This window comes from Chitinophaga sp. OAE865, assembly GCF_040546735.1.
In the GTDB taxonomy this organism is placed as follows: Bacteria; Bacteroidota; Bacteroidia; order Chitinophagales; family Chitinophagaceae; genus Chitinophaga; species Chitinophaga polysaccharea_A.
Genome location: NZ_JBEPOF010000001.1, coordinates 35,108 through 47,916 on the forward strand (window position 1 = coordinate 35,108; position 12,809 = coordinate 47,916).

General features: G+C 47.3%; 10 protein-coding genes and 1 tRNA gene. 5 read left to right on the forward strand and 6 right to left on the reverse strand.

The window, feature by feature from the left end; translation table 11 throughout:
- Positions 1-4: 4 nt before the first annotated feature.
- Genes ppk1 through ABIE50_RS00155 form a run of 4 tightly spaced genes read left to right on the forward strand, consistent with a single transcriptional unit; the run spans position 5 to position 4,481 of the window.
- Entirely contained in the window at positions 5-1,996 is a 1,992-nt protein-coding gene (ppk1, locus tag ABIE50_RS00140; RefSeq protein WP_209857063.1) for a polyphosphate kinase 1, read from the forward strand.
- Positions 1,997-2,023: 27 nt separating this feature from the next.
- On the forward strand, positions 2,024-2,527 hold the full coding sequence (locus tag ABIE50_RS00145) for a thioredoxin family protein (RefSeq protein WP_209857061.1): 504 nt from the start codon (positions 2,024-2,026) through the stop codon (positions 2,525-2,527).
- A 7-nt stretch (positions 2,528-2,534) separates the two neighbouring features.
- On the forward strand, positions 2,535-3,044 hold the full coding sequence (locus ABIE50_RS00150; protein WP_142685787.1) for a DUF4442 domain-containing protein: 510 nt from the start codon (positions 2,535-2,537) through the stop codon (positions 3,042-3,044).
- A gap of 33 nt (positions 3,045-3,077) precedes the next feature.
- The gene (locus ABIE50_RS00155; RefSeq protein ID WP_209857059.1) at positions 3,078-4,481 is read left to right on the forward strand and encodes an MBL fold metallo-hydrolase RNA specificity domain-containing protein; all 1,404 of its coding nucleotides are present in this window, start codon (positions 3,078-3,080) and stop codon (positions 4,479-4,481) included.
- Between the two features lie 46 nt (positions 4,482-4,527).
- Here ABIE50_RS00155 and ABIE50_RS00160 read toward each other — a convergent pair whose 3' ends face one another.
- On the reverse strand, positions 4,528-7,725 hold the full coding sequence (locus ABIE50_RS00160) for a two-component regulator propeller domain-containing protein (protein WP_209857057.1): 3,198 nt from the start codon (positions 7,723-7,725) through the stop codon (positions 4,528-4,530).
- A gap of 357 nt (positions 7,726-8,082) precedes the next feature.
- Here ABIE50_RS00160 and ABIE50_RS00165 point away from each other — a divergent pair, with 357 nt between their 5' ends.
- A complete protein-coding gene (locus ABIE50_RS00165) occupies positions 8,083-8,955 on the forward strand; it encodes an alpha/beta fold hydrolase (protein WP_209857055.1) in 873 nt (290 codons plus the stop codon).
- A 58-nt stretch (positions 8,956-9,013) separates the two neighbouring features.
- Here the strand turns inward: ABIE50_RS00165 and ABIE50_RS00170 are convergent.
- From ABIE50_RS00170 to ABIE50_RS00190, 5 genes are all read right to left on the reverse strand, one after another.
- Positions 9,014-9,085: transfer RNA gene (locus tag ABIE50_RS00170), tRNA-Glu, on the reverse strand.
- A 109-nt stretch (positions 9,086-9,194) separates the two neighbouring features.
- A complete protein-coding gene (locus ABIE50_RS00175; RefSeq protein ID WP_185937228.1) occupies positions 9,195-9,881 on the reverse strand; it encodes a DUF1345 domain-containing protein in 687 nt (228 codons plus the stop codon).
- A 61-nt stretch (positions 9,882-9,942) separates the two neighbouring features.
- Positions 9,943-10,935, reverse strand: a complete 993-nt coding sequence (locus ABIE50_RS00180) for a PorP/SprF family type IX secretion system membrane protein (RefSeq protein WP_209857053.1) — start codon at positions 10,933-10,935, stop codon at positions 9,943-9,945.
- Between the two features lie 15 nt (positions 10,936-10,950).
- Positions 10,951-11,886, reverse strand: coding sequence for a T9SS type B sorting domain-containing protein (locus ABIE50_RS00185; protein ID WP_209857051.1), 936 nt, complete (start codon positions 11,884-11,886; stop codon positions 10,951-10,953).
- 5 nt (positions 11,887-11,891) lie between these two features.
- A complete protein-coding gene (locus ABIE50_RS00190) occupies positions 11,892-12,809 on the reverse strand; it encodes a hypothetical protein (protein ID WP_209857049.1) in 918 nt (305 codons plus the stop codon).

The following is a 12,809-nucleotide window of genomic DNA, read 5'->3' on the forward strand; positions in this document are numbered from 1 at the left end:
ATTCATGGGTATTCCTTTATATAACCGCGATCTGAGCTGGTTATCCTTTAATTACCGGGTGTTGTTGATGGCGGCTAACAAACAGGTACCGCTATACGAAAGGATTAAATTCCTTTCCATCTTTTCTTCCAACCTGGACGAATTTTTCCGGGTAAGAATGCCAGCCATTCTTACTATCAACAAAGTGCTGGAGAATGATCCGGCTGCCGGCGAAAATGAGTCCATCAGCAGTGATACGCTGCAGCAGGTATTGCAGGAAATAAACCGGCAGCAGCAGGAATACGGACAGATCTTTGCCGGTAGCGTGTTACCGGATCTGCAAGCACGGGGCGTACAATTGTATTATAACCAGCCCCTTCAAGCCGCTCATCTTCCCTTTACCAAAAATTATTTCCTTACTACCATACTGGCCTACCTGCAACCGGTATGGCTCAACGGAAAACATGAAAAGCTGTTTCTTGAAAACAACCAGTTATATCTTGCAGTAACACTGGTACCGGAACACAATACAGGCATACAGGAATATGTAATTGTAAATATACCTGCCGCCCTCCCCCGTTTCCAACAGCTGCCGTCCCTGGATGGCGTTCATTACATTGCTTTTCTCGACGATATTATACGCGCCCATCTCCCCTACCTGTTCCCCGGCTATACCGTGGAAAGCTGCCATAGCGTGAAGCTTACCCGCAACGCAGAAATGGATATGGACGAAATGAAAGGCGATATCCTGGAAGAGGTGGAAACGCTGATCCGCAAGCGGGAACTCGGCGTGCCTACCCGTTTCCTTTACGATGCCACTATTCCCAGGTCGCTGCTGCATTTCCTGGCTATCCAGTTTGATGTGCAGGAAGATGAACAGGTGATGGGCGGACGTTATCACAACCTGAAAGACCTGGCTAACCTGCCGGCGCCGGCGGGATTGCAGCAGGTGGATTATCCCAAAGTTATTCCGGCGGAAAACAACACCATTGCAGCTACCGACCGGTTACTGGACCTGGTGTTGCAACAGGATCTGCTGGTGCATCTACCCTACCAGCGTTATGATTATATCCTGCGCTTTTTTAACGAGGCCGCTACCGATCCTGACGTAGCTGAGATATATGTAACGCTGTACCGTATCGCTTCCGGATCGCAGATAGCGCAGGCTCTGATCAGTGCAGCGAAGAACGGGAAAAAAGTGACGGTGTTCGTAGAACTGAAAGCCCGTTTTGATGAAGCCAATAATATCCGCTGGGCAAAGAAAATGAAGGACGCCGGTGTAAAGCTCATTTACAGTATCCCTGGCATGAAAGTACATGCCAAAACAGCGCTGGTAAAGCGTAACCGCGGCTACCAATGGGATTATTGCGGCCTGATTGCCACAGGTAATTTCAACGAAAGCACCGCGCGTTTTTATACTGATCATGTACTGTTTACCGGTCATAAAGATATTACCCGGGAGATGGAACTGCTGTTCCTTTACCTGCAAAGCAGGGAACAACCGGTTGGTTACCAGTTTTTGCAGTTCCGGCATTTGCTGGTAGCGCAGTTTAATATGACGGAGCGTTTTGCCGGGCTGATAAACCGGGAAATTGTGAACGTAAAAGAGGGAAAGCCGGGCAGGATCATCATCAAAATAAATAACCTGCAGGAAAGAGGAATGATCAGCAAGCTGTATGAAGCCAGCCAGGCGGGGGTACAGATAGACCTGATCGTTCGCAGCATCAACTGCCTGGTGGCTGATATCCCTGAAAGTAAGCATATCCGCATAACCCGTATCGTAGACCGGTACCTGGAACATGCGCGGGTATTCATTTTTCATAATAATAACGAAGAAGAAGTATACATGGGCTCGGCCGACTGGATGAACCGTAACCTGCACCGCAGGATAGAAGTATGTGTGCCGGTATATGATCCCGCGCTTCAGCAGCAGCTGAAAGATATTGTGCAATTACAGTTGAAAGATCCCGGTAATGCCCAGCTGGCCATCCAGGCGTATGTGCAAAATATAGTGTAAATTAGATATCCTGATCAATTGTTTTTTATGAAGAAGTTTGTTTGGACGTTGTTATTAAGTATAGCCTTTGCGATTCCTGCCACACAGGCGCAAACACATGACCTGGAACATATTTACAACCCATCCGCCAATGCAAAGGCGGATATAGCTGCAGCAGTACAAAAGGCCGCTAAGGAAAATAAGCACGTGTTGCTGCAAATAGGCGGCAACTGGTGTATCTGGTGTAAAAGACTGTATAAGTTTGTGGAAGATGATGCAGCGCTGAAAGCGGCGCTGAACGACAATTATGTAGTATATCATCTTAACTACAGTAAAGAAAACAAGAACCTTCCTATCCTGAAGGAGCTGGGTTATCCGCAGCGTTTCGGGTTCCCCGTGCTGGTGATACTGGATGCCAAAGGCAACCGGCTGCATACGCAGAATTCCGGTTTGCTGGAATCGGCAGATTCCTATGATGCAAAGAAAGTGCAGGAGTTCCTGAAACAATGGTCACCCGCTGCGTTGCAGCCCTCCCAGTACATCAACGAATAAACTCGTTATGGATAACGGCATTACCACTTTCAACACGGATGCTGTGCAATCTTTTCAAAAGTTTGCACAGCATCCGTTTAAGTTTTCGGCTTACCTGTTCTGGAAGCTGCCGGCAGCGTGGCTTGCGGGCGTCCGTTTAAAATCGCTGGAAACCAATACCTGTGTAACCACTGTTCCTTTCCGCTGGTTGTCGCAAAATCCTTTCCGTTCCACGTACTTTGCCTGCCTGGCCATGGCCGCAGAGCTAAGTACCGGTTTGCCCGCCATGATGTATGTGCGAAGCGCGCCGCGTCGTGTATCCATGCTCGTTACCGGGATGGAATCTTCCTTTGTGAAGAAGGCTACCGGTATCACTATCTTTACCTGTGCAGAGCTGCCGCTGCTGAGAGCCGCCATAGAACGCGCACTGAACGATAATTCCGCAGAAACTGTTACCCTTCACAGTGAAGGCAGGGATAAAGACGGCATATTAATTGCCTCCTTCGCCATCACCTGGTCGTTTAAATGTAAATCGTAAAATGGTGAACTATGTTCGCCCTAAATTTCAGATATGAAAATTGCATTTCATGGCGCTGCGCGCACTGTTACAGGATCAAAACACCTGATCACACTTAAGAATGGCAAAAAGGTTTTATTGGATTGCGGTATGTTCCAGGGCATGGGCCATGAAACAGATTCCCTTAACAGGGAATTCGGGTTTGACCCGCAGGAAGTAACATACATGGTGTTATCCCACGCGCATATTGACCATTCCGGTCTTATACCGCGGTTGGTGAAACTGGGCTTCAGGGGCAGCATTTTCTGCACGCCTGCTACCCGCGACCTGGCGGAAATACTGCTGCTCGATTCCGCTGAAATACAGCGCGATGATGCGAAATTTACCAATAAAAAAATGGCCAAAGAAGGACTGCCATTCATAGAGCCATTGTATACTATAGACGATGCCAAACTGGCTATTGACCGTTTGAAGCCGATGGATTATAATACCTGGACAAATATTGATCCGGATATACAACTGATGTTCACTGATGCGGGACATATTGTAGGCGCAGCTTCCGTACACCTGCGTATCACCGAGAACGGCAAAACGGAACAGGTTTCTTTCAGCGGCGATATTGGCCGTTATAACGATGCGATCCTGAAATCGCCACAGGTATTCCCTCAGGCAGATTATATACTGATAGAATCCACCTACGGCAGTACCCTGCATGCCGATGCCGCTCCTGCCGATGATGAGCTGCTGCGGCATATCCGGGAAACCTGCGTGGGCAAAAAAGGAAAACTGATCATTCCGGCCTTTAGTGTGGGGCGTACCCAGGAACTGTTGTATGCGCTGAACAATGCACAGCTGGCGGGCAAGCTGCCAAAGGTGGATATATTTGTAGACAGCCCTCTTTCCACGGAAGCAACGGCGGTTACCAGAGCACATCCCGAAGTATTTAACAGGGAAGTAGCCAATATCCTGAAAAAGGATGATGATCCGTTCGATTTTCCGGGTTTACGCTATATCAAAACAGTAGATGAATCCAAAGCGCTGAACTTCCGCCAGGAGCCCTGTGTGATCATTTCTGCATCAGGCATGGCTGAAGCAGGACGTGTGAAACATCACATTGCGAATAACATCGACAATGCACGCAATACCATCCTTATTGTTGGTTATTGCGAGCCGCAGTCGCTGGGTGGTAAGCTGATGCGGGGCGCGAAAGAAGTATCTATTTACGGCACCCGCTTTCATGTAAATGCGGAGGTAGGCGTGATCCGTTCTATGAGTGCGCATGGCGACTATGAAGATCTGAGCCAGTGGCTGGCCTGCCAGAATCCGAAAGATGTGAAAAAACTTTTCCTGGTACATGGCGAATACGATGTGCAGCAGATCTTTAAAGCATGGCTGTTTAAAAAAGGCTTCCTGGATATTGAGATCCCGGACCGTCATTATGAAGTTGGCCTTGCATAAAAAATACTCCTGCAAAAGGAAAGACCGGTATCGGTTTTTCCTTTTGCTATTCTTCTACAAACGGGAACCATAAGTTCACCCTTGTTCCCAGTGCTTTCCCTTCTTCATCTACCAGGTCTTCAATATCGAAGCTGGCATCTACATTAAAACGGCTGTTGTACAACGAAAGACGGTCGCGGGTAATTTGCAGTCCGCGGGACTGGTGACGGGGTTTATTCACCCTTTTCATAGCCGCTGATTTTTCCCTGCCTATGCCGTTATCTTCAATCGTGCACAGGATGCGGTCATCTACTTTTTTAAAGGTGATGGTTACTTTTCCTTTCCCTTTATCATGCAGCAACCCGTGCCAGATGGCGTTTTCCACGAAGGGTTGAATCACCATGGTGGGCACATCTACCATATGCGCATCGAGGGAGGGATCAACAATGATCTCGTATTCAAATTCATCAGTGAAGCGGAGCTTTTCCAGTTCCATATAGTTTTCCAATACACCGATCTCCTGTGCTACTGTAGTATTATTGAGTTGTGAATTATCGAGCACATTACGGATCAGTTTTGCAAAGCGGCTCAGGTAGGCCAGGGCCTGTTCTGTTTCGCTTTTCATCATGAAGGTTTGTATAGAGTTCAGCGCATTGAAAATAAAATGCGGGTTCATTTGTGCGCGCAGTGCCTTCATTTCCAGCTGGGCAATTTGTTGTTGTATTGCTTCACGTTGTTTTGCTTCTTTTTTAATACCGGCAATACGGAGGCGGTAATAGAGGTATACCAGCGAGCCCGCCAGCAGCAGGCATAACAGCCGGAACCAGGTTGTTTGCCAGAAGGCCGGTTTAATAAAGATCTTCAGTGTGCTGATATGTTGTGAAAAGGTACCGGCAGTGTTTACAGCCCGCACACGGAATGTATAATTTCCCGGAGGCAGGTTGGTATATTTTGCCATCAGGATATTATCTGTAAGCACCCAGTTCTCGTCTACTCCTTCCAGCTGGTAATAGTAGCGGATCCTTTCATCGTGGTATTGAAGGCTTTTGAATTCGATGCCTATAAAATTCTGTTTGTGGCTGAGGGTAACCGGCGTACTGTCGCGCAGGGCCGATTGGATCAGGATAATACTATCGAGCGCTTTCAGGTTCAGGATGGTTACATCCGGCGGTGGCGGTGCAGCATTCAGGCTGGCCGGATCGAAAGCAACAATATGATCGGAGGCGCCTACCAGCAGATTCCCATCTGCCAGCTTCACAATACGGCGTCTCACTTTGCGGGTATTATCAATAATATCGTCTCCCTGGATAAAGGTTTCCAGCCGGTTATCGGCTACGTGATAGCGATAAAATCCGTACTGTGTGGTGAACCATATCCTGCCGGGCCCATCTTCTTCCATACTTAGTACCCATTGATCAAACAACTCGGTATTGGTGAGGAGCGGCTTATAGGTATGCTGCCGGGTGTTGCAGATCCACAACCCATGATCGGTGCCTGCCAGCAAAGTGGTGTCATTAAAGCGGTGCAGACTGGTGATATTGCTGTATATCTTTGTGTTCCATTCAAAGGTTTGCCGGTGCACAATGCGCCGGGAACGGACGTTGAACTGAATAAGGCCTGCACTGCTGGAACCGAGCCACAGCAGCGAATCTCCATCTGGCACAATATCCATTACCGAAACGGGGCGTTTTAATGAATCCACTATTTCATGATAATGTTGAAAAGTATTTTCCTGTGGATTCCAGCTGGCCAGCCCTCTTTTATATAAACCTATCCAAACGGTAGTATTGTTTTGCGGATGCAGGTTAAGTATTGTTTGTTCATAGAGAACCGGAGATGTAAGATGTTTGATAAATTTCCCGGTTGTTGGATTAAATACGGAGATATAGGCGTTTTCCTGTCCGACGAGGACATCTCCATTTTCCAGTTCCGCGAAAGTCCATACCAGTCCACGTTCCTCGGGGAGAGTATATGCCGGGTCTCCATTATCGTGCACATAATTCCGGACCAGTTCCAGGTTTTTGTTTAAGCGGCTGAAGCCTTTTCCCCAGTAGCCCACATACACGTCACCGCGGGATGACTGGAAGATGCCTGTTACTTCCATTGGGGGCAGGTGCTGGGAAGTATTGGGAAAAACGGTTCTGTTATCGAGGAGGCGGAATGTTTTGTTATGGAGGCTGATGATATTCACGCCCCGGTCCGTACCTATCCAGAGGTGGCCTTCCCGGTCGCTCAGGAAGCAATTGGCTTCGTAGTTGTAGTGAAATCCTTTTTCGTCGGTGTTGTTAGCGATGATGTTCAGATCAAAGGTTTTCAGAGCGCGGTTAAAACGTAGTATTCCTCCTTTTTCGGTGGCTATCCAGAGGTTTTTATCGCTGTCGGTAACCAGGTCGAAGATAGCATCATAATCTTCATCTTTGTCCTTTCCTCCGGGTGGTTCGAAGGTATAGTGAGTGAGTTGCCGGGATGCCGGATCATAATTGTACAGGATACCGTGGCGGCCAGCCATCCATACCTGGTGATAAGTGTCTGTAAATATTTTCCTGAAGGTGTTATCGATGTTGAGCACCGGTAGTTGTTGCGGGTTATTGGCGGAGCTGTACAAATTTTCCCGTTGGCGGTCCAGTATATATACACCGTGTTTACCGCTGATCCACAGGTTTCCGCTTTCATCTTCCATAATGGCATCCATCATCTGGATGCGGTCTTTTTCCGGGATAATGTCTGCTTTCCGGAAGTTAAAGTCTTTTTCGCTGAATTGCAGGAGCCCGTCGTGGGTGGTTGCCCAGATAACGCCGTTGTGGTCTTCGAGGATCTGGCTGCATTGGAGCCCTTCCGGGCGTACATCACGGCCGGCCACCAGGAGGGATTTTACTTTATCTGTAACAGGGTCGTACACACGGATATTATCCGGGGTACCCATCCAGATACGGCCTTTTTTATCTTCGCACAGGCAGATATCATCGTAATAAATGGAACCGGGTACCCTGTCAAAGCTGGCCACCGTTACGAGGTTGGCGCCATCATAGCGTTGCAGGGCGGTACTGGCTATCCATATAAATCCTTTCCTGTCTTGCAGAATGGCCGATACGTGGTTACTGGCCAGGCCGTTGTTGATATCGAGATGCGAGAAATTATAGGTAGGCGTTTCCCTTTTCTGGGCAGTGGCCGTGATAAGGGATAATAATATCCATAGCAGGTAAAAACCATACCTGGCTACAGTTTGCCATCGTTGGGCGTGCGCCTTTATATGACCATTAATCATTTCAGATTCAGGGAAAGTAGTGCTGTCGGATAAATGTACTAAATGTTGTTGTGAATTTGTTGCAGGAGGGACGATAAATGGAAGGAAATGGGGAAAAGACTTCGGGGAGGGAGGGCGGAGGGGATAAAATGAAGGGCGGCGGCCATTTAAGCGAAGCTCAGCGGGCCTTCATTTTTTTTGACACATCCAGTTATTGTATAACTATATGGCACCAGGATTGTATTGAAATGGAACAGGCTTATGAAGATGCAGTAACGGATCAATACGTTAAAGCGCCCATAATTGTCACATAAACAATTGTCATCAGGATTCTTTTTATGATGGCAGCAGTTTTGTTTAACTAAATCTGCAATTGGTATGTCAAGACAAATCTATAACAGGACCATTAAGGTGGATGGAATTGATCTATTCTACCGGGAGGCGGGAGATAAAAAGAACCCTGCCCTGCTGCTTTTACATGGTTTTCCGACTTCATCAGTAGTTTTCAAAAACCTGATGATTGCGATGTCCGATCAGTATCATCTTGTTGCTCCGGACTATCCGGGTTTTGGCTTTAGTCAATTTCCCGTACCAGATGATTTTGAGTATACATTTGGCAACATATCGGTGTTGATAAACAAATTAACCGAAGCAATAAATTTAAACAAGTTCTTTATTTATCTCCATGATTACGGTGCACCGATCGGGCTTCAATTATGCATAAATCATCCTGAAAAGATTGCAGGTATAATTGTTCAGAGCGGCAATGCACATCGTGAAGGGATGGGACCGGAATGGGATGAATATATTGAATACTGGTATAACCCTACAGCCGAAAAAAAGAAGAAGCTTATTAAATTTTTAAGTGCTGAAGGTATAAAAAATCAATACTTCGGTGGGCTTCCCGAAGAGGTATTATCCAGGGTGAGTCCGGAATTCTGGATGCTTGACTGGGAGTTTCTGAGGAGACCGGGTAATATTGAAAAGCAGTTTGAGCTTAATTGTGATTTCAAAACTCACCTGGAAATGTTTCCTGATTACCAGGAGTTTTTCCGTAAGCACCAGCCACCAGCGCTTGTTATGTGGGGAAAATATGATATATTTTTTTCAGTGAAGGAAGTTCCTTGTTATAAGCGTGACCTGCCCGGGGCGCAAATCCATATTTTAGAGGGTGGGCACGATATACTGGATACTCATTTCGATGAGGTACTGACGCTGATAAGAAACTTTGTAAAGGAACAGGGAATCTAAGACATTACTATTCCCGGAAATGACACAATAAAAAAGCCTGCAAATTGCAGGCTTTTTGTACCACGTACGGGATTCGAACCCGTGATTCCTCCGTGAAAGGGAGGCGTCTTAACCCCTTGACCAACGCGGCGTTTCGTTTGGGATTGCAAAGATAGGAAAATGTTTTACAAACCAAAACTTTTTTTCGAATCTTTATTAAAGGTAAGAAGATTATAAAAAAAACTGCTGGTTGAAACGATCTATTCCTTCAGGCCGGCGATCAGGTTGATGGTTAATGCCACCACAAATGTATTCAGCAAAAAGGAAAGTAAGCCATGCGCCAGTGCTGTGCGGCGGATTATCCTGCCGGTAATATCCACATCCGACACCTGGAAAGTCATACCGATCACGAAGGCGAAATAAGCGAAATCAATATAATCGGGTTTCTTTTCCTGTGGAAATTCCAGGCCGCCAGCATGTTTGGTGCTATCGTTCTCATCGTCATCATAATAGAGATGCGTATAATGAAAAGTGAGGATGGTATGTACCATTGCCCATGAGGCCAGCATCCCCGAAACAGCTACCGGCAAATACAGGACCTTCGAGAGCCCCGTCAGCTCCTTCGACAGCATCATTAGCAGCACCAGCACCAGGCTTGCCACAGAAGCTATGACCACCGTTAGCGTCACAAAAGTGCGGCTGCCGTCATCCACCCTTGCCCAGGTACGGATCTCGTCTGTTGTACGGTTAAAAAATACGATCCAGCCGGTAGTGATGTAGGAAAGAGCGAAGATATCCCACAACATGGCAGATAACACCAGCGGATGTACTTCTATCTTCAGTAATAAAAGTACTATATATACCAAAACGGTAAATCCCAGGCTCACCAATACCCGCTGCACAGGATGCATGCGCACGAACAGGGAAGCAACTTTCTTTTTTCTCATAAAGGGAGACTTATCATTAAAGATAACCCTCATTTTCAAAGCATCCTATAGTTTACTAAAGTTAAAAATAGGAACACCTTATCTGGCGGAGGGAAGTACGCCTTGCATCATCCATCCTCTTAAAATAAAATCCGACAGATACTTCATGGGTACCATTGTTATAGTTGCGGTATTTATTCAACGCATAATCAAATGCATACCCTATCCTTAATTCCGGCAACACAAATACTTCCGCCATTGCTACTACTGCGCCGGACCTGGTAAGCCCCGGCTGTAGTGCCGGCTTATTGTACAGGTTTACTGCTGTGCGGTATCCACCACCTACCCAAACCAGTTCCTTCAGCAATACAAACATATTCAAATCCAGGCTGGTAGGCCCTGCCCTGTCATCTTTCAACAGGAAAGACGGCTTCAGGAATACATCGTCATTCATCCTTAGCAGTGCACCTCCGGTGAAATAAAAGTGTGGTTTTGGCACCGGGATAAAATGACCCAATGGTTTATTTTTTGCCTGGTACTGCGCCGTCAGATTATCTGCCGAAAAACCAACAAACCAGTTTTCAGTAGTATAATAGGCACCGGCCCTGATATCGAACAACAGCATATGCTGTGCAGCGCCGCCCAGGTTAGGCTCGTTGGGATTGGTAAATTCCAGCTCATTGGGATTGAGGCCCTGTTGCACAATACCAGCTCCAATACCCAGTGCCAGTCTGCCGGTTTCAGCTCCCAGTGGTATGCGGTATGCATAGTTCCCATACGCCGCCAGCTGGCTCTGCGCACCGATCTTATCGTGCGATACCTGTAGTGCCAGCCCCACCCTGTCGTTATTCACATTGCCATCAATTGCCAGCGACATAGTTTCCGGCGCACCGGGAACGCCTACCCACTGGTTCCTGTAAAAGGCATGCGCATTCAGTTCCTGCCGGTACCCCGCATACGCGGGATTTATATAGATGCCATTAAAGATATACTGGCTGAATTGTGCATCCTGTTGCGCATGCAATGATTGCAGACCGCAAAGAAAACTCACCAGGAAAACAAAATATCTCTTCATACACATAGTAAATGGTTATGGCTTCAGTAAAGTGATATATCCTTTAAATTCCTGCCAGTGGCCGTTTTCATCCTTCACCCGCAGTAAATAAAAATAAGTGCCTGCATTTAATCCTTTCCCGTTCCAGTTTTGTGTATATCCTTTTTGTTCAAATACGTGATTACCCCACCTGTTTAGAATAGTAAGCTCATTTTCCGGGTAAAGCTCCAGACCGCCGATAATGAACACTTCATTTACACCATCGCCATTGGGGGTAATGGCGTTGGGAATGTGCAGCGCCAATACTTTCAGCTGAAGCGTACTGGTGTTATTCTGCAATACCTTATCATTTTCATTGGCGGTAACGGTGGCGGTATTGGTGATCAGCCCCGGTTCCAGCACTTTCACCTTGATGGATAAAGAAGCGGTGCTCCCCGTTTGCAGGTTATTCATTTTCCACCATACAGTGTGGTCATTTGCTTCATAGGTAGCGGTACCCGTAGTGGGTACCGACAACAGGTCCATGGCCAGGTACCCGGGCAACTTATCCATGATCACGATACCGGTGGCATTTGCCGGACCATTATTTGTTACTGTTAAATAATAGTTGAAAGAAGTGTTCACGCGAATGGTTCCCCTATCGGCGGTTTTGCTGATCTGCATATCCGCATCCGGGCCCCTGCCGGTTATTTCAGCAATAATAACTGCATCAGACAGTTCCGACATACAGTCGTAACCGTTATATGCTTCCACAGTATACCTGCCCGGTGTTGCGGTAATATGCTCCGCCTGTGTTGCCCCTGTGATGGGCATGCCATCTCGGTACCACTGGTAGTGTTGTGTATTGGTAGCCGCTGCAGTGAGTTTCACCTGCTGACCGGGCATGATATACCTGACCGGTGGGGACTGCCCTAACGCGGAAGTAGCCCACCAGCCCAGGAATAAGAGGATAACAGTTATTTTTTTACCCATACCATTTACTGGATAGTAATAACCGGTTTACCTGGTTTAGGCGTAACAGTGATCACAGCATTCTGTCCACCGGATTGCGCAATAGCGGTATAGTCGCCGCATGCCTTTACCGTGTACACTACCTTCACGCTGTAGTTATACTTCTTTTCCACACCTGCCGTTGCTACAGCAGGTTCTGTTATCGTGTAATCGGCGCCTGTACCTACATCTGTTTTGGAGGCAGGCGTGCCTGCTTCTTCTTTAGACCACACATATTTCAGCTCAAAATCGCTCACTGTATAATCTTTCAGACCTGCGATCTTGCGGGGCGCTGTAGCGAAGGTCACGGTGCTTTTCAGGTTAATGGCCTTTGCGCCTGTTGGCGCACCATTGGCGGCGCAATAGGTGAGATCAGGGTTATTTGCAGGATCTACATCTGCCTTGATGCTCAGGTTGGGTAATACATAAACTGTAAAAATCACCGGATCCGCGGGGCACTCTGAAACGCCGGTGGCGGCGGTTACCTGGTAGGTATGCCATCCCGGTATAGCGGAAGCTACATTCAGTTTTTCCTTCGTGGCAACTGCTGTTGCCGGTAAAGGGCCAGGGTTACCGTTTTCATCGATCTCCTTCCATTCCCAGCTGGTATAAGGTACGGGTGTTCCTGTTGCAGTAGGATCATTTAAACTGGAAGTGAGCGTAAATGCAGATTGATCAGTACAGAACAAGGTTGTACCTGTGGAGGTAGAGGTACCTTTTGACGGATCGTCGTTATCAGACAATTGTGCCGGTGTTTTGATGAGCGTGGCAGTTTGTGCATGAACGCCTATGGTGCACAGCAGTAAGAACGCCGCCAGCAGGTACTTCATAGCGGGATGACGTAAAACAGGGATCATTAAAACAGGATGGAAAGGCCGGCGCATTCCGAAAGTAGCAATTTTCAT